We start from the raw sequence: 21,308 nt of genomic DNA, 5'->3' as shown, positions 1-21,308 counted from the left end.
GAACGCTCTATTTATCGCTTACAAGCGGCCAAAATTCAGACCCAGAATCAGCACAATACCGAGCACCATCAAAATCAGGTAGGTTTCGACCGAGCCCGTCTGCACGTTGCGCAGCAGCTGGCCGCCGGCCAGCGTTACGCGGCCCACGCCGTTGGCGATGGGGTCGATAATGCCGTTTTCGACAAACTTATACAAGCCGGTCGAGAGCGCCATTACCGGCTTCACGATGAGGCTGTCGTAGAGCTCGTCAATATAGTATTTATGGTATATTAAGCTTTCGGGAGCCGAACGCTGGGCATCGTCTTCGGCCGGGCGCTGGGCGCGGGCCACGTACTGCACGTAGGCCAGCACGATGCCTACCACGGCCACCAGCACCGAGATGCCCATCAGCATCAGTTCGGTGCTGTGCTCGGGCTCGGTAGTGAAGGCGGCGGGTAGAATCTGCCTGGAATAGGTGAAAATCGGGGCCAGGTAATCGGCCAGGTAGTGCTTGCCCACAAACATCGGCGCGCCCATGAAGCCGCCCACGGCCGAAAGAATAGCCAGTACAATCAGCGGCAGCGTCATGCTGGCCGGCGACTCGTGCAAATGGTGGCGCTGCTCCTCAGTGCCCCGAAACTCGCCGAAGAACGTCAGGAACAGCAGCCGGAACATGTAGAAGGCGGTCAGAAACGAGGTGAAGACGCCGATGGCCCACATCACCTTGCTGTGCTCGTACACGTGGCTCAGAATCTCATCTTTCGAGAAAAAGCCCGCGAACGGCGGAATACCAGAGATGGCCAGGCAGCCGATGAGCATGGTTAAAAACGTAATGGGCAAAGCCTTGCGCAGGCCACCCATGCGGCGCATGTCCTGCTCGTTGCTCATGGCATGAATGACCGAGCCGGCTCCCAGGAAGAGCAGGGCCTTGAAGAAGGCGTGGGTGAGCACGTGGAAAAACGACGAGGTGTAGCCCATCACGCCCAGCGCCAGAAACATATAGCCCAGCTGCGATACCGTGGAGTAAGCCAGCACTTTTTTGATGTCGTTCTGCGCCAGGCCGATAGTGGCCGCAAACAGCGCCGTGGCCAGCCCAATAATGCCGACCACCTCCAGCGTTTGCGGGGCCAGGGTAAACAGCACGTTGGCGCGCAGCACGAGGTAGATACCGGCCGTGACCATGGTAGCGGCGTGGATGAGCGCCGAAACGGGCGTGGGTCCGGCCATGGCGTCGGGCAGCCAGGTGTAGAGCGGCAGCTGCGCCGACTTACCCATCGCGCCCACGAAGAGCAGCAGCGTGATGGCCGTGCAGACGCCTACTCCATAATTACCAAACTGGCTCAGGTGCGCCTTCTGGAACACTTCGCCGTATTGTACTGAGTTAAAAGTCAGATAAATAAGGAAGATACCGAGCAGAAAGCCCAGGTCGCCCACCCGGTTGATGATGAAGGCTTTTTTAGCGGCGTTGTTGTAGCTGGTATGCTTGTTCCAGAAGCCAATGAGCAGGTACGAGCACAGTCCCACGCCTTCCCAGCCGATGAAGAGGATAACGAAGTTGGCCCCCAGCACCAGAATCAGCATACTGAACACGAACAGGTTGAGGAAGCTAAAGAACTTCCCCACGTTCTCGTCGTGGTGCATGTAGCCGATGCTGTAGAGGTGGATAAGCGTACCCACGCCCGTTATCAGCAGCAGCATGAGCAGGCTCAGCTGGTCAATCTGGTAGCTGAACGGGATTTGCAGCGAGCCTACCGAAATCCAGTCGAACAGGCTGACGGTGTACTGATACTTGAAATTGACAAACAAGAATACCGAGAGCAGGAACGACCCCAGCACGGTAAGCGTGCCCAGCGCCCCGGCCACGGTGCCCGACAACCGCTTGTTCAGCAAGCCATTAACCAGGAAGCCCAGAAAGGGCAGCCCCGGAATGAGCAGGTACAGCAGCGTAGAAAAAGGTGCCGTAGCACCAGGAAGAACAGTTTCTTGCATAGTAAACTAACTAAACTAGACGCTTGTCATTGGGAGCTTGCGCAGCAATGACAGGCAGTTTTTATCCTTTAAGCCGGTTGAGCAGGTTGACGTCGGTATTCTGGAAATTGCGGTAAATCATGACGATAATGCCCAACCCAACGGCAACTTCGGCAGCCGCCACGGCCATGATAAAGAACACGAATATCTGGCCGTTGGGGTCGGCCCGGTAGGCGGCAAAGGCCGTCAGCAGGATATTCACGGCGTTGAGCATCAGCTCGATGCACATGAAGATGATGATGGCGTTGCGCCGGATGAGTACCCCCGTAACGCCGATGCAGAAGAGTGCGGTGGCGAAAAACACGTAGTACTGCAAGGGTACTTCGTGAATGACGGCGGGAACGATGGAAGCGTTGGTCATGGCAAGTATGCTGCGGAATAGCCGGCCGGGGCCGGCTTAGCGGGCAAAGTTACACCGCAGATTTAACGGATTCAACGGATTTCGCAGATACGCCCACTGCGTAGGCTGACTATACCAGGGGCAAGCACATATTTGCCGGACAATTTCTATAGCAGAGGGGCGGCGCGACGTATCCGCGAAATCCGTTGAATCCGTTAAATCTGCGGTTAAAATATTGGCGAGTGTGCCACGTCTGCTTAGCCACAATGGAAGCACTTGCCCTCCCCCTTTCCGCGCTTATGACCACCGCCGCCGGCCAGGACCAGCAGATACAGACGGCGGTGCGCGAGCAGCGCGGCCGTTTGCTGCGGTTTATCGAGCGGCGCGTGCCCGACCCGGCCGAGGCCGAAGACATTCTGCAGGATGTGTTTGCCGAGCTGGTGGAAAGCTACCGGCTGCTCAAGCCCGTGGAGCAGGCGGCGGCCTGGCTTTTCCGGGTGGCCCGCAACCGCATTATTGACCGCTACCGCCGTGTGCCGGCCCAGCGCACGGTATCGCTGGACGCGCCGCTGGGCGTGGCCGATGGCGACGAGCCGGCCCGCCTGCTGCAAGACGTGCTGCCCGCGCCCGACGACTCGCCCGAAAACCGGCTGCTGCGCGAAACCATCATGGACGCCCTCACCGACGCCCTGGCCGAGCTGCCCGCCGAGCAGCGCCAGGTGTTCGTGTGGCACGAGCTGGAAGACAAGTCGTTTAATGAGATGGTGGCCGAAACCGGCGTGCCGCTCAAAACCCTCATCTCGCGCAAGCACTACGCCGTGAAGCACCTGCGCAAGCGCCTGCAAAAGCTCTACGACGAGCTGTTTGATAATGGGTAATTTATTATTGGTCAATGGTTAATGGTTATTTTTTTGAAAAAGCCCATTTCATTGACTACTGACAATTAACCATTAACCATTAAAAAATTTATCTATTACTATGAACCGCTCCTTCTGGCTGCAAAAAGCCGTTAAATTCGTTTTTGCGGCGGCCCTTTTTATGGCTGTGGCCGTGTACGTTACCATGAGCCTGTGGAACTGGCTCGTGCCGATGATTTTCCACCTGCCGCTGCTCAGTTTCTGGCAGACACTGGGCTTACTGGTACTTAGCCGTATCCTGTTTGGCGGCTTTGGGCGCGGGGGCCGGGGTGGCTGGGCGCGCGGCCGCGCCTGGAAGCGCCAGATGGTGCAGCGCATGGAAGCTTTTTCGCCCGAAGAGCGCGAAAAGTTCCGCCAGCAGATGCGCAGCCGCTGCGCAGGCTCGTGGGGCCGCCCACCGGCGCCGGCGGAGACTACTGCCGGCCCGGCGGCCTACTAGCTGATTTTTCCACGTGTTCCAGCAAAAAGGCCGTCGGTTCGACGGCCTTTTTCTTTAACTATAGCTAGCGCTGCTTATTGGCTTACTGCTGACTGGCCCGGAACAGCTTCTGCTTTTCCTCTTTCGACAGGCTTTCATAGCCCGAGCGCGATATCTTATCCAGAATAAGGTCGACTTCCTCGGGCGGAGTAGCACCGGGGCCGCCGGCCTTGGCAGCCGCGGCCGGGCGGCCCACGGTGGCCGGGCTGCGGTGTGTCACTTTCATGGCGGGGCGGGTTTGAAATAACCGACTTAACCACTCGCCGGTAGCCACTACCGGCCGGCCCATATCGCGTCCGGCCTTCAGCTGCTTTACAAACAGGAAGCCCAGCAGCGCCCCGCCCAGGTGCGTGATTTCGCCGCCGGGATTGCCACCGTTGATGCCGGCCAGCGAAATCAGAATAACGGCTACCGCTATCCACTTGATTTTGACCGCACCCAGTATAAAAAGCATGAACGTGTAATCGGGCAGCAGCGTAGCCGCCGCCACAATAATGGCCGTAACCGAGGCCGAGGCCCCGATGACGGGCAGCCCGAGCGCCGGCTGAAAAACGGGCAGAAAATTAAAGGCCAGCAGAAAAAAGATGGCTCCGGCCAACGCCCCCAGTATGTAAAGGCTTACCAGGCGACGGTCGCCCAGATACTCCCGAATAATCTGGCCAAACCAATAGAGGTTCAGCATATTAAACAGAATGTGAAAGAAGTCCTGGTGCATAAATGCATAGGTCAGCAGCGTCCAGGGGTGGCGGAGCAAAACCGGAATGCTGGAAGACAGCTCCAGCTGCCTTCTGAGGAGCTCGTACGTGCCGTCGGCCTGCGATATGTGCAAGACGGCCCGGATGATAATCATGACGGCGAATAGCAGCCCATTGATGATAATGAGCTGGTTTAGCGCGTTATCACGGCGCGAAAAAGCATCGCGGATATCCTGGGTCAAATTCATAGAAGCACAGATTTAGTAGAAGCGGCTCCGGCCGCTTTCCCAGAATTTAAGAATAATAAACCCAATCAGCAGCCCGCCGATGTGGGCAAAATGCGCCACGTTGTCGCCACTTGCCTGGTGCACGCCGCTGTACAGCTCGTACAAGCCGTAGAAGAACACGAAGTACTTGGCTTTGATAGGAAACGGGAAAAACAGCAGCATCAGCTCGGTGTTCGGAAACAGATAGGCAAAGGCAAACAGCACGCCGAACAATGCCCCCGAAGCCCCCAGCATCCCGTTGCGGGGCGAATTGTGCACTGCCTCATACACTTCCCGTACGTGCTGCACGATAGCCTGCCGCAGCTCTTGGTCGTTGGGGTTGCGCTCAAATGCCGCCGCAGCCGTGGCATCCTCTTCCTGCCTGAAGCCGCTTTGCTCCATAAACTGGTCGTAGTCGCCGGCAGTGGGGCTGCGCACAAAATCGGTGTATGCCACTTCCAGCTTGTGCAGCTCGTAGGTTCGCACACCTTCGTAGAGAACACCAGCGCCGACCCCGCACATCAGCCAGAAAGCCAGGAAACGCTGCCCGCCCCAGCGCTGCTCCAGCATGGGCCCGAAGGAGATAAGGCCAAACATGTTCGTAATGATATGCCCCCAGCTCAGTGGGTCGTGCAGAAACATGTAGCTAAAGAACTGCCAGAAATGAAAATACGGCGACCCCAGCGGATACAGGCTTCCCAGCTCGGTAATCGACGGATTGAGCCGCAGATTTACCTGAAGCAGGTAAATCACAAGGTTAGCCAGCAACAGGTTGCGGACGGTAGGCGTGAGATTGAACATAGAGTGAGTGCAGGGCGACCGGAAGCCGCAAAGTTCGCACGGCGCTGCTTACGCGCCTGCTTTGCGGAAAAAGCCAGCCAGCTGCTCGCCGTCGAGCAGCACCACAGTGGGGCGTCCATCGGGGGTATAGTTGGGCACCTGGCAGGCAAAAAGCTTATCAACTAGGGCATTCAGCTCCACGTCGGGCAGGCGGGGCTGGCTGCTGGCCTGGGCCACGCGGCGGGCCAGGGCCCGGGCCAGGGCCTCGCGCCGGTCGAGGCGCAGCGGGGCCGCTCCGCTGCGAAACTGCTCGATAAGGCCTTCGAGCAGCTCCTTTTCGCCCTGCGCAGGCAGGTCGGCGGGCACCGCCTCCACGGCGATGGTAAGCGGCCCAAACTCGGCAAAGCGAAAGCCCAGCAGGTGCAGCGAGGGCGTCAGCTCGCTGAGCACGGCGTAGTCGGCGGGCGAGAACGTGAGCGGGCGCGGAAACAGCAGCGTTTGCGAGTACCCGCCGCCCTGTTGCTGCCCGGCCGCGTACTGCTCGTAGAGAATGCGCTCACGGGCGGCCTCCTGGTCGATGAGCATCAGCCCCGACTTCACGGCCAGCAGCACGTAGCGGGCCAGCACCTGCGTGGCGCGCGGGTTGTGGCCGCTGCCAGGGCCGGGGGGGGCCACCGGCTGCGGGCGCGGGTTTTCGGCCGGGACCGGATGCGTAAAAGGCAGCTCGGGCAGCGGGGTAACTGCCGGCTCGGTCGGCAGCTCGGCTTCGGGTGGGCGCACGGGCTGGCCCAGCTCGCGATAAAATGCCTCCAGCTCGCGCCGGGCCTGCTCGGTGGGCCGCGGGGGCAGCGGGCGCTCTTCGGGGCTGCGCTTAGGGCCCCGCGCGGCGGCCGCTACGGAAGCCGCCAGCGCATCGGGGTTGAACTCGACGCTGCGCGCGGGCGCGGGCAGGGCGGCCCCTCCACTCCCAAACGAATTGCCGCCGGCCGAGGTGCGCAGCGGGCGAATAGGCGCAAAGTTCACGTCGCCCTCAAAGTCGAGCGAGGGCGTGAGGCTGTGCAGCCCCAGGGCCTGCCGCACGGCGGCGCGCACCACGGCATACACCGTTTTTTCGTCCTCAAACTTTATCTCCGTCTTGGTCGGGTGCACGTTGATGTCGATGGCCTTGGGGTCGAGCTCCAGAAACAGCACGTAAAACGGGTGCGTATCGCGGGCCAGCAGGCCCTCGTAAGCCGACAGCACCGCGTGGTTGAGGTAAGCCGAGCGAATAAAGCGGTTGTTGACGAAGAAGAACTGGTCGCCCCGGCTTTTTTTAGACGATTCCGGTTTTCCTATATAACCCTTTACTGTTATGAAAGGCGTCACCTCTTCGCAGCCGGCCAGCTGCTCTTTATAGGTATTGCCCAGCAGCGCCACAATGCGCTGGCTCAGCTTAGCGGCGGGCAGGTTGAATACCTCCAGGTCGTTTTGATATAGCGAAAATGCTATGTGAGGATTAGCCAGCGCCAGGTGCTGAAACTCATCCAGGATGTGCCGCATCTCGACGGCATTGCTTTTCAGGAAATTGCGGCGGGCCGGCACGTTAAAAAAAAGATTCTTAACTGCGATGCTCGTGCCGTCGGGGCAGGCTGTCGGCGTCTGGCTCGTCACCTGTGAGCCTTCTACCAGCAGCAGCGTGCCGGTTTCCTGGCCGCGCTGCCGGGTGCGGATTTCGACCTGCGCCACGGCCGCGATGCTGGCCAGCGCCTCACCCCGAAAGCCCAGCGTGCGAATCCGAAATAAATCTTCAGTCGAGCGAATTTTACTGGTGGCGTGGCGCTCCAGGCTCATGCGGGCGTCGGTAGCCGACATGCCCGAGCCGTTGTCTACCACCTGCACGAGCTGCTTACCGGCCTCCTTCACAATCAGCTGCACCGACGTAGCACCCGCGTCTACGGCGTTTTCGAGCAGTTCCTTCACCACCGAGGCGGGGCGCTGCACTACCTCGCCAGCGGCAATCTGGTTGGCGAGGTACTCGGGCAGAAGTTGAATGATATCGGGCATAAGAGGGTTGGCGAACCGGATAATCCGCCAGTTTTAACTTCGGCGACAGGCAACCGAGCAGCCGAACAGACGGATTTCATCTGGCGCTACTGGGCTTATGCCTACCTTTGCGGCCAATTTGGGCAAGCCGTCCAGCTCCTCTACAGTCAGCAAGGAGTTCCTTTTCTAAGGAACCGCCAAGGCTGGCCGGGGGTTCCGGGTGAGTTCACCGACAAAAGTAGGCCGGTAGGGCTACCCTTTCCACCTTTAAAATTTCCCATCCTGGGCTGATGCGCGTCGATTTCCGGTTTCTGTTTCTGGGATTGCTGCTGGGTATCACCGGGTTGCTGCTGGGTTTTTCGGAGCCCCGAAAAGCGCTGCCCGACCCGCTGCCCAACAGCCCGGCCGAGCAGCAATGGGTGGACAGCGTGTTTAACGCGCTCACGCCCGACCAGCGCCTGGGCCAGTTTTTCATGGTGGCCGCGTATTCTAACCGCGAAAAAGCCCACGCCGACCGCATCGAGCGGCTCGTGCGCAACCAGGGCATTGGCGGGGTGATGTTTTTGCAGGGGGGCCCCAAGCGCCAGGTCATTATGACCAATCGCCTGCAGGCAGCCGCTAAAGTGCCGCTGCTCATTGCCACCGACGCCGAGTGGGGCCTCGACATGCGCCTCGACTCTACCACGCACTTTGCCAAGCAGATGACGCTGGGCGCGATGGACGACGATAAGCTGGTGTACCAGATGGGCCGCAACCTGGCCCGCAAGCTGCGGGCGCTGGGCGTGCATATCAACTTCGCGCCGGTGGTCGACGTAAACTCCAACCCCGGAAACCCGGTCATCGGTAACCGCTCGTTTGGCGAAAACCAGGACCGCGTGGCGGCGCTGGGCGTGCAGTACGTCAAGGGCTTGCAAGACCAGCGGGTGATTGCCGTGGCCAAGCACTTTCCCGGCCACGGCGATACCGATACCGACTCGCACGTAGCCCTGCCGGTAATCAATATCGACCTGGCCCGGCTGGAGAAAGTTGATTTAGTGCCCTTTCAGAAGTCGTTTGAGGCGGGCGTGCTGGGCGTGATGGTGGCGCACCTCTACATGCCGCTCTTCGACACTACCAACGCCAAAACCACTACGCTTTCCAAGGCGCTGGTGACGGGCCTGCTACAAGAGAAGATGGGCTTTAAAGGCCTCATTTTCACCGATGCGCTGAATATGCGCAGCGTGAGCAGGCTCTACAAAGACGGGGAGCTGGACGCCCTGGCCCTGGCCGCCGGCAACGACGTGCTGCTGTTTTCGGAAGACGTACCCGCCGCGCTTGTTCGCATTAAAGAGGCCGTGGCGGCGGGCAAGCTGCAGCAGGCCGACCTCGACCTGCGGGTGAAAAAGATTCTGCGCGCCAAATACTGGGCGGGGCTTAATCACTACAAGCCAGCCAACGCCCTGACCCTGCGCGACAGCCTGAACCTGCCGGAGACGCGGGTGCTGTCGCAGACGATTTTCGAGCACGCCGTGACGGTGGTGAAAAACGACGACAAGCTCCTCCCCTTCCAGCGGCTCGATACCCTGCGGATTGCGGCTATTACCATCGGTACGCAGCCGGAAGGGCCCTACGCCACCATCTTCAACAAATATCAACCAGGCCCTATATACGCCGTACCCGACCGCTACGCGCCCGATTCGACATTCAATCGTATTGAGGCCCGGCTCGGCGACGCCAACGTGGTGGTAGTGAGCCTGCATCAGATGAATAACACGCCCAGCCATAGCTATGGCCTGGGCGAGGGAGCACTGAAATTTTTGAAAAACCTGCAGGCCGACAAGCGCCGCAAAACGGTGGTAGTGGCCATGGGCAATGCCTACGGCCTCAAATACCTGGAGAGCGCCCGCACGCTCGTTTGTGGCTACGAAGACCACTACGCTGCTCAGATTGTAGTGCCACAGATTTTGTTTGGGGCGCTGCCGGCGCGGGGCAAGCTGCCCGTTACGGTGTCAGAAACGCTGAAAATCGGGACCGGCCTGGCTACGCCCGAGCTGCACCGCCTGCGCTACGGCGCGCCCGAGCGCGAGGGCCTCGACTCTAAAATCATGGCGCAGATTGACCACATTGCCCTCGAAAGCATTGTGACTGCTGCTACGCCCGGCTGCCAGGTGCTCATCGCCAAAAACGGCACCGTGGTATTTGACCAGAGCTACGGCTACGGCACCTACGACCAAAGCCAACCCGTAACCAACAGCACGCTCTACGACCTGGCCTCGGTAACGAAAGTGGCCGGCACCCTGCAGGCCGTAATGTACCTCAAAGACCAGGGCCGCCTCAACCTCGACGAGCGGGTAGCTACCTACCTGCCCGAGATGCAGCGCACCAATAAGCGCGAAATGACCGTGCGCGAGGTACTGCTGCACCAGGCCGGCCTCAAGCCCGGTATCCCGACCTGGGAGCGCACCGTGCACGATGGCACCCTCAAGCCAAGCTACTACGCGCCCCTGCGCACCGACGATTTCCCCAACGAGGTGGCGCCCGGCGAATACTCCATTAAAACCGCCGACGACTCGGTATGGACCTGGATGCTGCGCTCGCCGCTGCTGCCCAAGGTAAAAGGCAAGTACCCGGTGGAGTACTCCGACCTCAGCTTCATCATTATGAAGCGGCTGTGCGAAAAGATATTAGGTGAGCCGTTGGCCGAGTTTTTGCCCAAGGAGTTTTATAAGCCGCTGGGCCTGGGCAGCATGACGTATAATCCGCTCACGCGCTTTCCCAAGAGCTGCATCGCGCCCACGGAGAACGACACGTACTACCGCCACAAGCAGCTGCAAGGTACCGTGCACGACCAGACTGCCGCGCTGGTAGGTGGCGTGGGTGGCCACGCCGGCCTGTTTGCCACCGCCAACGACCTGGCCGTGCTCATGCAGATGGACCTGCAAAATGGCAGCTACGGGGGCAATAAGTACTTCCAGAACGCGGTGGTGAGCGAGTTTTCGCGCCCGCAGGTGGCGGGCAACAAGCGCGGGCTCGGCTGGGACCGCGGCGACCCCAGTAAGCCCGAGGGCCCGACCAGCCGGCTGGCACCGGCCAGCACGTTTGGCCACACCGGCTTCACGGGCACCTGCGTGTGGCTCGACCCGGATAATCAGATTCTCTACGTCTTCCTCTCCAACCGCGTATATCCCGACGCAGGTAATATTAAGCTGCGTACGTATAATATTCGTACTCGCATTCAGGAAGTTATCTACAAGGCAATGGCCCAGAACCAGGCCGAGCATGTGGGTAGCACCGCAGGTGGGCAGTAGTACTACTCAAAAAAATTGTACCCAGACCGGCCTACGCTGGCGCGCATTTAGTGCAACATACCGAGCGTCAGGAAAGGAAACAGTATCCCGTGGGCACGTATATAGTGTGCCCTGATATAGTGTGCCCTGACCGCTCGTCTGGTTGTCCCGCACGGCTTCTACTACCCTGAGATAAGTCAAGCCCCTCCGGATTTACGGCTTACTTATAGGCTACTCGGATAAGGGCTGCCTCGACGGAGGCACACCAAATTCCGTCCTTACTGCCCTTACTGCGTGGCCATCCACACATTATCAGCGGGGTAGCTATCGGGCACGTAAAGGCTGCCAAGCACGACTTTACTAATGGCGTGGTCGTTGGTTACGGGTATGGTGACACTGCGGGCGCCATTTTGCCACACTTCTATCGTGCGGTGAATAGCCTCCGTACTGCCGTTGTCGAAGGTTATGGTAAGGTCAACGGGAACCGGCTTGGTGCCTTTGGCCGTAATTACGATTTCGGCGGGGCTGCCGGCCGGGTCCTTCACACTCGTGATAGCCAGGTCGGGATAGCCGCCATCAAAAAACCAGCGCTGCCAGAACCAGTTGAGGTTCTGGCCCGCGCCGGTGTTCATCGAATAAAAGAAATCATAGGGCATCGGGTGCTTGCCGTGCCAGTTGCGGATGTAGGTGTGCAGGGCTTTCGTAAACAGCTCCTCACCAAGCAGGTCCTTGACGTACAGGTAACCCAGCGCCGGCTTTGGGTAGGAGTTCAGGAAGAAGGACACCCCGGCCTGCTGGGTAGTCAGCGTAACGATAGGTAGGTCGTCCTCGGTATCGGCGGCCCGGCTGTAAGCCTGCATGCCGTAGTCGTCGACAAAGCCGGGCTTGATAATGGGCGAAATCAGCCACTCGCCGATAGTTGCCCAGCCTTCATCCATCCAGCCATACTTGGTTTCATTGATGCCCATATAAAACGGAAACATCGTGTGAAAAATCTCGTGGTCGGTGAGGGTAATGCCCGCTTCGCGGGTCGAGGTGGGGTTATCGTTGGCCATCATCGGGTACTCCATCTGGTCGAGGCCTTCGAATACCGTTTCGTGATTGTAGGGGAAAGGCCACTTGGGGAAGGTGTAGCTCATGGCCTCCACCGTTTTGCGGCCAAACTTGGCCACTTCCTCAAAATCGTCGTGCTTTGGGTTGTACACCGCGTCGATGCGGGTCCGGCGCTTGGTAGCGGGGTCTACTACGAGGCTGGTCGCGTCCCACACGTAGTGGTCGGAAGTAGCAAAAACGAAGTCCGTGACGTTGCGCGCATCAAAGTGCCAGGTGTTGTAGCCGTTAGAAGCCGTGGCATCGTGCAGGCGCACTTCGGCGCTATCGATAATGCTGGTAATGCCGTCCTTTTTCTCGGCAGTGCGCAGGCGGGTCAGGTACTTTTTGGTCAGCACCTGCTCGGCATTGGTGAGGTCGCCGGTGGCCCAGACCAGAAAGTTGCGCGGCACCGTAATATCGGCCGCAAAGTGGCAAAAGTCGTTGTAGAATTCCTGCGCGCCCGTGTAAGGTATCTTATTCCAGCCGTCTATATCATCATATACGGCTATTCTAGGAAAAAAGTACGCCACGAATGCTACCCCCGGCGCCACCTCGCCCGTGCGCTGGTGCGAGCCTTTATTCAGAATATAGGAATAGCTGATGGCCACCTGCGCCGTTTGCTTCGGACCGATAGCCCGGCGTAGCGGCACGGTCAGGTTGGTATTATCGAAGACGAGGCGACTGGGGTCCACTGCCTGGCCATTGATAGTCATCTGCTCTATTTTGACGCCGTCGCCCAGGTCTTCCGGCGCAAAGTGCCCGGTGCGGGGCGAGCCGTGCTGGTAGAGATTGGGGTAGAGCTTGAACCAGAGCTGCCGCAGCGAGTCGGGGCTGTTGTTTTGATAGGCGATGGCCACTGTGCCGGCCAGCAGCCGGGTAGCGGGGTCAAAATTTACTTTGATAGTATAATTAGCGGCATTCTGCCAATACTTCGGGCCCGGCTGGCCGGTTGGCGTGCGGGTACCTTTATCGTAAGTCGCCCGCAGGTTGCGGGGCATTGGCAGCGGAGCCTGCGCCATGCCGGCCAAATACGTCAGGGCCAGCAGCAGCACCAGCGGCAGGCGAAAGAATACGCAAATCGTTTTCAAAAAAGCAAGCTAAAGTGTAGCGATAATGAAGCCTCTGGCGGTTTTCCAGCGAAAATCGCCTGTAGGAGGTATTAACGCAAAAAGCAGAGTCGCTGCTGCAAACTCAGCCGCAAAAATAGACAGAATGCCACGCTCACTTGGTGGAAGCTATCAATTGCCGTCTGAACTCCCTTTTACCGGAACGTTCCCTACCGCTGGCTAAGGCTCGCCAGCGGTAGGGAACGTTCCGGTGCTATGGCCTAGCGTTCCAGCTTGAAGCCGGGGTCACGGGCGGGCGGCGCGGTACGGTTGGCCACGGCCCAGCCGGTGAGGTACATCCAACGGGTCATGTTGGTGAGTTTGGGGTAGTCGATGCGCTTAGGCTCGTCGCGGGGCGTGTGGTAGTCCACGTGCAGCAGCGAGGTGTACATCACCGACGGAATACCCAGGCGGGCATACGGCAGGTGGTCGGACCGGAAATACCAGCCCTCGGGGTGGTCGGCGCGGTCCCAAAGCGTATCGAGCTTGAATTTCGGGCCGGCCTGGTTGGCCGCCAGCGCTGTCTTCACGAGGTCGAGCGAGTTGCGGTGCGGGCGCTGGCGGCCGAGCAGCGCGGCACTGTCGGGCGAGTTGCGGCCCATCATCTCGGCATTGAGCACTGCCACGATAGATGACTGCGGCACGGTGGGGTGCTCCGAGTAGTAGCGCGAGCCCAGCAAGCCGCGCTCCTCGGCCCCGTGGTACACAAACAGCGCCGTGCGCCGGCCGGGCTTAGCCTTGAAAGCCCGCATAATGGCCAGCAGCGCCGCGCAGCCGGTGGCATTGTCATCGGCGCCGTTGTAGATAGAGTCGCCGGCCACGGCCTCGCGCACGCCATCGTGGTCCTGGTGCGTGCTGAAGAGTACGTTCTGGCTTTTCAGCTGCGGGTCGGTACCCGGAATTTTGGCCACGATATTAACCGACGGGTAGGCAAAGCTTTCGAGCTGAAGATTGGCCACGAACTGCTGGCCGGGCTGCTGGGCCCAGCCGGCGGCGCTGGCCGGCAGCCAGATGGTAGGCGCGCCGCTGTTGACGCGCACATTGGGGCCGCCGGGCAGGTCGTAGCGCCCGCGCTCGTACGTGTGGCCCCAGTGGTCGAACACCGCCTGGGCGCGCGCATCGCTCACAATCACCACGGCTACTGCACCGGCCTTCATCAGCTCGGCCGAGCGGTCGCGCATGGTGGCCATCTGGTAGCGCCGGAAGCTCAGGCCGGGCGTTACTTCGCCGCCAAACTGCATGGCGACGGCTTTGCCTTTTACATCTACCTTGGCCAGCTCGGCGGGGGTGGCGTTGCCCACCCACACCATCGGCGCGTTCACGCTGGCATTTACCGGCGCAAACAGCAGGGCATCGTGGTTGACTTTCAGCGAATGGCTACCAATAGTGAGCGTGCTGCTCTTGGTAATACGGGTGCGCTGAATCTGGAAAAACTGAAAGTACGTGCCGTCGTCGCCGGCCGGCAGCGCGCCGGTGGCCCGAATCTGGTCTTCCAGCCAGGCCGAGGCTTTCAGCTCGTCGAGCGAGCCCGCCTCACGGCCGCGGAAGTGGTCGCCGCCCAGCGCAAACAGGTCGCGCTTGATATCAGCCTCGCGAATGGCGCTTTCGGCATTGGCAGCAGCAGCAGTGGGGGCCGCTTTCTTCTGAGCCCGGCCGGCCAGCGGCAGGGTCAGACTGAGAGCAGCTAACAAAAGGGTTTTATGGTTCATAAGCGCGGGTTTTCGCAGGGTTAAATGGAGTTTCGCAAAGTCTGCTTCAAAAGTCGGTTTTTTTACGTGTAGGTGCAAGATTTTTAAGAGAGCGCAAAAATTGCGAAGCCTCCTTTAACCTTGCCAGACCTCGCGCTATTTCTGCCCGGCGGCCCAGGCATCCATGCGCCGCTCCAATACGGCCAGCGGCATTGCGCCGTCCAACAATAATTCGTCGTGGAAAGCCTTGAGCGAAAACTTCGCGCCCAGCTGCTTTTCGTAGCGGGTGCGTAGCTCCCTGATTTTAAGCTGACCTGTTTTATAGGCCAGTGCCTGGCCGGGCCAGGCCATGTAGCGCTCTATTTCGGCGGTAGCTCCTTGTTCAGTGGTTGCTTCGTTAGCAAGCATATATTCAATAGCCTGCTCACGAGTCAGGCCCTTGGCGTGCATGCCTACGTCAACTACGAGCCGAATGGCGCGGTGCATCTCGGCGCTGAGCGCCCCCAGGTACTGATACGGGTCGGTGTACATACCCAGCTCTTTGCCCAGGCTTTCGGTATAGAGCGCCCAGCCTTCGCTGAAAGCCGAGTAGAAGGCAAACCGCTGGAACTTGGGCAGGGCCGTATTCTCTTGCTGCAACGACACCTGGTAGTGGTGGCCCGGAATGGCCTCGTGCAGAAACAGCGACTCCATACCCGGCGTCTTAAACTTGGTGGCATCCAGAATCGGCACGTAAAAAATGCCCGGCCGCGAGCCATCGGCCGAGCCGCGGGTGTAGGCGGCGCTGGCGGAAGCCGCGCGGAAGGCTTCCGTCTGCCGAATCTCAAACGCTGTTTTGGGCGTGCGCCCAAACAAGCGGGGCAACCCAGGCTCTACCCTGGCCAGGATAGACCGGAAGCCGTTGAGCACGTCTTCGGGTGTTTGGTAAGGATGAAATTTGGGGTCCGTATTGACGTAGGCAAATAGCGCCTTCAGGTCGCCCTGGAAGCCTAGCTGCTGGCGCACCTGCTCCATCTCCGCCTTAATGCGGGCTACTTCGGAGAGGCCGGTCTGGTAAATCTCCTCCGGCGTGCGGGTGGTAGTGGTCCAGTAGCCAACGGCGTAGGTATACATATCGGCCCCGCCCGGCACGGCCGCAATGCCGGTGCTGGTGCGGGCCGCCGGCAGGTACTCATCTTTCAAAAAAGCCGCCAGCTTGCGGTAAGTAGGCACCAGCTCGCCGCGAATGGCGGCCGCATAAGCCGTAGTAAACCGCTGCTTATCAGCCGCCGAAAACGTAGCCGGCAGCTGCTTGACGGGGCCGTAGAACACACTCTGCTCGGGGTCGGCTACGGCCAGGGCTTCCAGCTGAGGTATCATTTTTTGAACCAGCACTTTGGGCAATACCACGCCGGTGCGCATACCCTGCCGAAAGTCGGCTATTGCCGTATCGGCCCACACCGGAAACTGCCGCACGCGGCTCAGCCAGTTGTCGTAGTCCTTCACAGTTTTAAAGGGTTGGGAGCCGGTGCCCGCGCCCAGCTGCGCCAGCTCGATGGGCAGGCCGCTAAACTGCGTAAACGGCATCGTCCAGGTGGGCTGCGCGAGTCCCTTAAGCCGCGACGTCATCTCGTACTGAAACACGTCGTAGCTGGTTTGGTCGGCGGCCGAGAGCCGGCTGCGGTCAATGCGCGCCAGCTGGTCGCGGTAGCGCTCGTACAGCCGCTGCTGGCTGAGCCGGAAGGCGCGGGTGCCGGAGTTGGGCAGCTGGTCGTTGAAGCGGTTATCGCCCTGACTCGTCGCCTGCAGCGGGTAAAGCTTCGTCTGCTCTTCCCAATAATTGGTAAACAGGGCCGCCAGCGGCGCCGACGTCTGGGCTGTCGGTGCCGTTGCTTTGCTGCGCGTGGGCTGCGCCAGCGTCGGAGCAGCCAGGCCGGCTACCAAGCAACCAGCGAGTAAAAAATGTCTCATTAGCAAATCACTAGTAAAATGTTGGCCCGAAGCTACGGAGCAGCTCCTAGTGCGCCGCCCAGCGCCGGGCTTACGTAAAGTCACTGCCAGCCGCCCAGGGTTGCGGCCAACATCTGGCGGGTTATCCGGTTAGCCCCTCGCCCCCAACCCTTCCCCCATGAATATCGGTATTGTCTGTTACCCCACTTTTGGCGGCTCCGGCGTGGTTGCCACCGAGCTAGGCAAAGCCCTGGCCCAGCGGGGCCACCGCGTGCATTTTATCACCTACAGCCAGCCGGTGCGGCTCGATTTCTTCAACGAGAATCTTTTCTACCACGAGGTGTACGTGCCTACCTATCCGCTGTTCCAGTTTCCGCCCTACGAGTCGGCGCTGGCCAGTAAGATGGTCGATATTGTGCAGAACGAAAAGCTCGACGTACTGCACGTTCACTATGCCATTCCGCACGCTTCGGCTGCGTATTTAGCCAAGCAGATTCTGCGCTCGCGGGGCATTACGGTGCCCGTGGTCACGACGCTGCACGGCACCGATATTACCCTCGTGGGCAAGGATGCCAGCTACGAGCCGGTGGTTACGTTCAGCATCAATGAGAGCGACGGCGTAACGGCCGTATCGGCCGATTTGCGCCGCGAAACTTACGAGTATTTCCCCGTCGAGCACAAGATTGAGGTTATCCCCAACTTCATCGACCTGCACCGCTTTCGTAAGCAGGAAAAAACCCATTTCCGCACCGCTATTGCCCCCGAGGGCGAGAAGCTGCTCATTCATACCAGCAACTTCCGCACCGTGAAGCGGGTCGAAGACGTGCTGCGCATCTTCTGCGGCGTGCGCAAAGCCATTCCGGCCAAGCTGCTGCTCGTGGGCGATGGCCCCGACCGCTCGCGCATGGAAAAGCTGGCCCGCGACCTAGACTGCCAGCGCGACATTCGCTTTCTGGGTAAGCTAGAAGCGGTAGAGGAAGTCCTCAGCGTCAGCGACTTATTTCTAATGCCTTCTGAAAACGAAAGCTTTGGCCTGGCGGCCCTCGAAGCAATGGCCTGCGAAGTGCCCGTTATCAGCACCAACGCTGGCGGCATTCCCGAACTGAACGTGCATAACGTAACCGGCATGCTTAGCAACATCGGCGACGTGGAAGACATGGTAAAAAACGCGCTCTACGTGCTCGACGACGATAATTTACCCCGCTTCAAAGCCGCCGCCCGCGCCCGTGCTGAGGAGTTTGCGGTGAGCAACATCGTGCCGCTGTATGAGCAATGCTACGAGCGGGCGGCCGTGCTGGCGGAAAGCCACTAAACGCCTGGCAAGCTCAGCAAAGCGCGCTAAGCCGCAGCCTGACTGCCTCGCTAAAACAGCCCCGCTGCCTCGCGCTTTATCACGGCCAGCGCCTGGGCAGTGGGGTCAGCCGCGTCGGTCATCAGGCTTTCCAGAATGCGCTTGGCCAGCTCGGTGCCGCGCAGCTGCGCCGGATTGCTAAGCCCATGAAAGGCACGGTTTATCATCGTCAGCACGTCTTCTTTGGCCTGCTTTACCTGACCCCAGGCCTCGGGGCTCATGTAGAGCTGCTGCGAGAAATTATGCTCAAACTCGCTTCTGATTTCCTGTTGCAGCAGGCGATGGTACTCCACAGCGTTCTGCCCGGCGCTGCTCAGGCGCACCAGAATATTATTGGGTGAGATGCGCTCCAGCAGCAGCGTTACGCGCTCGTAGGCTTGCAGGCGCAGCGGCAGCGTGGTTTTGCTGCTATCGAGACGCAGCTCGATGAGGCGGCGCTGCTGCTCCTTTTCCAGGTACTGGCGAAACAGAAAGAAGATGGCCCCCGCCACTATCAGCGCGGGCAAAATAGTTTTGAGCAGGTCAAAGAGATAGGTAGTGCTGTCCATAAAATGCGGGGCGCGCCCACTGCCAAAGCGGCTTTTCTTGTACGCAATGAGTTAGTAGCCGGCGAGCGGGCCGCCGGCTGGCATCAGTCAAAGTTACCGCCCAAACCAGCCAAATCAACGCCGTGAACCGCAGCCCCGCCCGCGCTGTTTAGCTGCCAGGGCCACTCAATGGCCGCCGTATATTTGCTTTACTATCCCTTCCATTTAACCGCAGCAACGCCATGGCTACTTCCACTCTCGCGCCGCCTATCGGCCTCACGGCCCGCGCCCTCGTCGAAGTTAAAAATATTATCCAGGAAAAGAACGTACCCGCCGACTATGGCCTGCGCATTGGGGTGCAGGGCGGGGGCTGCTCGGGCATGAGCTACCTGCTGGGCTTCGACAAAGCCAAGGACAACGACGAAATATATGACCTTGATGGCGTGCAGCTTATCATGGATAAAAAGCACGCCATGTACGTACTGGGTATGGAGGTTGACTTCCAGGATGGACTCAACGCCCGCGGCTTTACCTTCAATAACCCCCAGGCCAAAAGCACCTGCGGCTGCGGCTCGTCGTTCTCGGCGTAGGCGCGGCCGAATTGCTTTTTTGCGCGGTTTTTAAATCCCACTCCTGATGAATGTACAGTTTGTTTCGGATGCTGCCGGCAAGCCTACGGCAGTTCTGGTGCCCATAAAAGAGTGGGAGCGCATTCAGCAGTACCTGCCTGGGCCGGCAGCCCCAGCCGCCGCACACAAAAAGCCGGGCAAAAAAGAACAGTTTAAGGAAGATTTTCGCGAAGCCGTACGGGAAATGCAGCTGATGCAGGAGGGTAAGCTACCTAAATATCCTGTCCGTCAATTCCTGGCTGAGCTTGATGATGAGCAACTATAGTATTGAATCAATAGCTCCTTTCCGGCGGGAGTTGAAGCGCCTGCTTAAGAAGTACCCATCGCTACGGCAGGAAATGGATGGCCTACTCGATTCGCTGGAACTCAACCCCACCCAAGGCACCAGCCTGGGCCGGAACTGCTATAAGATTCGTCTGCGCATTGCCAGCAAGGGCCGGGGCAAAAGCGGCGGGGCGCGGGTTATTACCTGCGTAGTGGCCGTCAGCACCGAGGTATATCTGCTGGCTGTTTACGATAAGTCGGAGCAGGATTCCATCACTGATGCCGACCTGCTGGCGCTGGTGCAGGAGATTCCGACCGGTCAGTCTTAACCATTTTTTGCCATGGACATCAAGTATTTATCCGACGCAAAAGGCACCATAACCGGCGTCTTTATTCCGATTGAGGAATGGCAGCGCCTGCAAAAGCACTACAACATCAACGAGGAGGCCGCCGCCGACTCGGGCAAGCAGCTGCGCCAGGAGCTGGCCGGAGCGCTCCAGAAGCTAAAGCGCGACGATTCAGAAGATTAGGCCTCGGTACGCGCACACTAAAAAAGCCCGGCAGAGCCGGGCTTTTTTAGTGTTATACCCGTCACGAAGTGGGTTGCGAATCCAGGAGGTGAAAGTTGAGGGTAAGTAAGGACGCGAGTTCTTGGCCGAACTCGTTGAGTCGGGAGAAGAAGCCGAGCACGGCTTGTCGGAAGTGGCCCTTGGTGCGGTAAAAGGTGGCGTTGATGATTTTCTGGCGCAGGAACTTCCACAGGCGCTCAATCAGGTTCAGGTTGGGCGAATAGGGCGGCAGAAAGACCTGCACCAGGGGCTTATCGGCCAGCCACTGGGTCAGTTCCTGGTTTTTGTAGTAGCGGGCGTTGTCGCAGACCACGTAAATCGGTTGGCTGGGATGGGCGGCCAGCAGCTGTTCGTATAAGGCTTTTGTGCTCTGGGCGTTGACGCAGGCCGTTTCGTGCACGTACACCTGCGTAGGGCAGTGCGCGTTGAGGGCCGCGTTCAGATTCACCCGTTCGCGTCCGCTGACCGTAGGCAGGGGCCGCTGTGCGCCTTTTTCGGTCCAGGCCCGGGTGCAGCGGGTGTTGTGGGTGGGGTGGGCCGCGTCGGCAAAATACACCACGGCGTCGCCGGCCGCAGCCCGTTCCAGCAGGGGCTGCAACCGGTTGGCCAGAAAAGCGGCCTGCGCGTCGGCGTCCGCTTCGCAAGGCATGGGCGTGGTGAGCTTGTACACAAAGCCCAACCGGTGTAGCAGGTCCGTCAGGCCCGAAACCGAGTAGCGCACGCCGGTGGCCTGTGTCAGCCAGGCCTGCAACGGGCGGCAGTCGGTGTACAGGGTCCGGCGCAGCTCCTGGCACAAGCCGGCGAGTTGGGTGCTGGTCAGCAGCCCCCAGTAGCCGCGCTGCTCGTGGGCCAGGTACTTCTCCAAGCCCAACCGGGCAAAGGCCTCGGCGTAGCGGTACACCGTGCCATCATCCAGCCCCAAATCGTCGGCAATGCTTCCCGCCGAGCGCCCCTTGTCCAGCAACAGCACCACCGTCACTTTTACGTAGCCCTCGTCATCGCGCCGTTGCTTTTGCAACGCACGCAACCGTTGGCGCTCCGGGTCGGTGAGGGAAACCTGCATGCCGCAAGTTTAATCAACGGCTTTCGCTTTTTACTTCGCGACGAGTTTAACAGGGTAGCTAACTAACGACTAGCTGAGGGGTGAAATCTCAAAGCCTGCCTGCTCAACGGCCACCAGAATCCGGGCAGCTGTAGTCTGGGCTGAGTTCACGGTCAATATTTTATCCGGATTGGCAGTGTCGACCTGCCAGTTGTTGGCCCCTACCTCGTGGTTGAGGGCCGGCGTTACAGCCTTGATGCAGCCGCCGCAGTTGATAGTAGTTTTAAAACGAAGCGTTGACATAAAAGCGCGATTAGACGGGAAGTGAAAACCGGTATTT

Annotated in this window: 19 protein-coding genes; 8 read left to right on the top strand and 11 right to left on the bottom strand. The window is 59.5% G+C overall.

The window, feature by feature from the left end:
• Positions 1–18: 18 nt before the first annotated feature.
• Both nuoL and nuoK read right to left on the bottom strand, forming a co-directional pair.
• Positions 19–1,968: an NADH-quinone oxidoreductase subunit L gene (gene nuoL / locus F6X24_RS09130; RefSeq protein WP_151087701.1), complete on the bottom strand. Its 1,950-nt coding sequence runs from the start codon at positions 1,966–1,968 to the stop codon at positions 19–21.
• Positions 1,969–2,029: 61 nt separating this feature from the next.
• A complete protein-coding gene (gene nuoK, locus F6X24_RS09125; RefSeq protein WP_151087700.1) occupies positions 2,030–2,368 on the bottom strand; it encodes an NADH-quinone oxidoreductase subunit NuoK in 339 nt (112 codons plus the stop codon).
• A gap of 278 nt (positions 2,369–2,646) precedes the next feature.
• On the opposite strand from nuoK, the gene F6X24_RS09120 reads away from it, so the two are divergent.
• Together F6X24_RS09120 and F6X24_RS09115 are read left to right on the top strand one after the other, a co-directional pair.
• Positions 2,647–3,225, top strand: coding sequence for an RNA polymerase sigma factor (locus F6X24_RS09120; protein WP_229725462.1), 579 nt, complete (start codon positions 2,647–2,649; stop codon positions 3,223–3,225).
• 100 nt (positions 3,226–3,325) lie between these two features.
• Entirely contained in the window at positions 3,326–3,703 is a 378-nt protein-coding gene (locus F6X24_RS09115) for a hypothetical protein (RefSeq protein WP_229725461.1), read from the top strand.
• A gap of 82 nt (positions 3,704–3,785) precedes the next feature.
• Here the strand turns inward: F6X24_RS09115 and F6X24_RS09110 are convergent, their stop codons facing one another.
• From F6X24_RS09110 to mutL, 3 genes are read right to left on the bottom strand one after another with little or no spacing between them, the layout of a single operon-like run.
• The gene (locus tag F6X24_RS09110; protein ID WP_151087698.1) at positions 3,786–4,685 is read right to left on the bottom strand and encodes a rhomboid family protein; all 900 of its coding nucleotides are present in this window, start codon (positions 4,683–4,685) and stop codon (positions 3,786–3,788) included.
• Positions 4,686–4,697: 12 nt separating this feature from the next.
• Entirely contained in the window at positions 4,698–5,504 is an 807-nt protein-coding gene (locus F6X24_RS09105) for a rhomboid family intramembrane serine protease (RefSeq protein ID WP_151087697.1), read from the bottom strand.
• Positions 5,505–5,552: 48 nt separating this feature from the next.
• Positions 5,553–7,526, bottom strand: coding sequence for a DNA mismatch repair endonuclease MutL (mutL, locus tag F6X24_RS09100; protein ID WP_151087696.1), 1,974 nt, complete (start codon positions 7,524–7,526; stop codon positions 5,553–5,555).
• Between the two features lie 269 nt (positions 7,527–7,795).
• On the opposite strand from mutL, the gene F6X24_RS09095 reads away from it, so the two are divergent.
• Positions 7,796–10,792, top strand: coding sequence for a glycoside hydrolase family 3 N-terminal domain-containing protein (locus tag F6X24_RS09095; RefSeq protein ID WP_151087695.1), 2,997 nt, complete (start codon positions 7,796–7,798; stop codon positions 10,790–10,792).
• 266 nt (positions 10,793–11,058) lie between these two features.
• Here the strand turns inward: F6X24_RS09095 and F6X24_RS09090 are convergent, their stop codons facing one another.
• The 3 genes from F6X24_RS09090 to F6X24_RS09080 all read right to left on the bottom strand — a co-directional run bounded on the left by F6X24_RS09090 (position 11,059) and on the right by F6X24_RS09080 (position 16,607).
• The gene (locus tag F6X24_RS09090) at positions 11,059–12,951 is read right to left on the bottom strand and encodes a M1 family metallopeptidase (protein WP_229725459.1); all 1,893 of its coding nucleotides are present in this window, start codon (positions 12,949–12,951) and stop codon (positions 11,059–11,061) included.
• A 239-nt stretch (positions 12,952–13,190) separates the two neighbouring features.
• The gene (locus F6X24_RS09085; RefSeq protein ID WP_151087694.1) at positions 13,191–14,678 is read right to left on the bottom strand and encodes a M28 family peptidase; all 1,488 of its coding nucleotides are present in this window, start codon (positions 14,676–14,678) and stop codon (positions 13,191–13,193) included.
• Positions 14,679–14,813: 135 nt separating this feature from the next.
• The gene (locus F6X24_RS09080; RefSeq protein ID WP_151087693.1) at positions 14,814–16,607 is read right to left on the bottom strand and encodes a DUF885 domain-containing protein; all 1,794 of its coding nucleotides are present in this window, start codon (positions 16,605–16,607) and stop codon (positions 14,814–14,816) included.
• Positions 16,608–16,764: 157 nt separating this feature from the next.
• Between F6X24_RS09080 and bshA the strand changes: the two genes are divergently transcribed.
• Positions 16,765–17,898 carry an N-acetyl-alpha-D-glucosaminyl L-malate synthase BshA gene (gene bshA, locus F6X24_RS09075; protein ID WP_151087692.1) on the top strand — a complete coding sequence of 378 codons (1,134 nt, stop codon included), beginning with the start codon at positions 16,765–16,767 and terminating at the stop codon, positions 17,896–17,898.
• A 50-nt stretch (positions 17,899–17,948) separates the two neighbouring features.
• On the opposite strand, the gene F6X24_RS09070 is transcribed toward bshA, so the two are convergent.
• Positions 17,949–18,485 (bottom strand): DUF7935 family protein, encoded by a 537-nt coding sequence (locus F6X24_RS09070; RefSeq protein WP_151087691.1) that lies wholly within the window; start codon positions 18,483–18,485, stop codon positions 17,949–17,951.
• Between the two features lie 221 nt (positions 18,486–18,706).
• Here F6X24_RS09070 and F6X24_RS09065 point away from each other — a divergent pair, with 221 nt between their 5' ends.
• Genes F6X24_RS09065 through F6X24_RS09050 form a run of 4 tightly spaced genes read left to right on the top strand, consistent with a single transcriptional unit; the run spans position 18,707 to position 19,887 of the window.
• The gene (locus tag F6X24_RS09065; RefSeq protein ID WP_151087690.1) at positions 18,707–19,054 is read left to right on the top strand and encodes a HesB/IscA family protein; all 348 of its coding nucleotides are present in this window, start codon (positions 18,707–18,709) and stop codon (positions 19,052–19,054) included.
• Between the two features lie 46 nt (positions 19,055–19,100).
• A complete protein-coding gene (locus F6X24_RS09060) occupies positions 19,101–19,358 on the top strand; it encodes a hypothetical protein (protein WP_151087689.1) in 258 nt (85 codons plus the stop codon).
• A gap of 31 nt (positions 19,359–19,389) precedes the next feature.
• The gene (locus F6X24_RS09055; RefSeq protein WP_229725457.1) at positions 19,390–19,686 is read left to right on the top strand and encodes a type II toxin-antitoxin system RelE/ParE family toxin; all 297 of its coding nucleotides are present in this window, start codon (positions 19,390–19,392) and stop codon (positions 19,684–19,686) included.
• 12 nt (positions 19,687–19,698) lie between these two features.
• Positions 19,699–19,887: a hypothetical protein gene (locus F6X24_RS09050; RefSeq protein WP_151087687.1), complete on the top strand. Its 189-nt coding sequence runs from the start codon at positions 19,699–19,701 to the stop codon at positions 19,885–19,887.
• A 61-nt stretch (positions 19,888–19,948) separates the two neighbouring features.
• Here the strand turns inward: F6X24_RS09050 and F6X24_RS09045 are convergent, their stop codons facing one another.
• Both F6X24_RS09045 and F6X24_RS09040 read right to left on the bottom strand, forming a co-directional pair.
• Positions 19,949–20,989 carry an IS630 family transposase gene (locus F6X24_RS09045; RefSeq protein WP_151086484.1) on the bottom strand — a complete coding sequence of 347 codons (1,041 nt, stop codon included), beginning with the start codon at positions 20,987–20,989 and terminating at the stop codon, positions 19,949–19,951.
• Between the two features lie 69 nt (positions 20,990–21,058).
• Positions 21,059–21,271, bottom strand: coding sequence for a heavy-metal-associated domain-containing protein (locus tag F6X24_RS09040; RefSeq protein ID WP_151087686.1), 213 nt, complete (start codon positions 21,269–21,271; stop codon positions 21,059–21,061).
• Between the last annotated feature and the right edge of the window lie 37 nt (positions 21,272–21,308).

The sequence above is a fragment of the Hymenobacter baengnokdamensis genome (assembly GCF_008728635.1).
In the GTDB taxonomy this organism is placed as follows: Bacteria; Bacteroidota; Bacteroidia; order Cytophagales; family Hymenobacteraceae; genus Hymenobacter; species Hymenobacter baengnokdamensis.
Note: the sequence above shows the minus strand (reverse complement) of the source record. Positions and strands in the feature narration are given on the sequence as shown.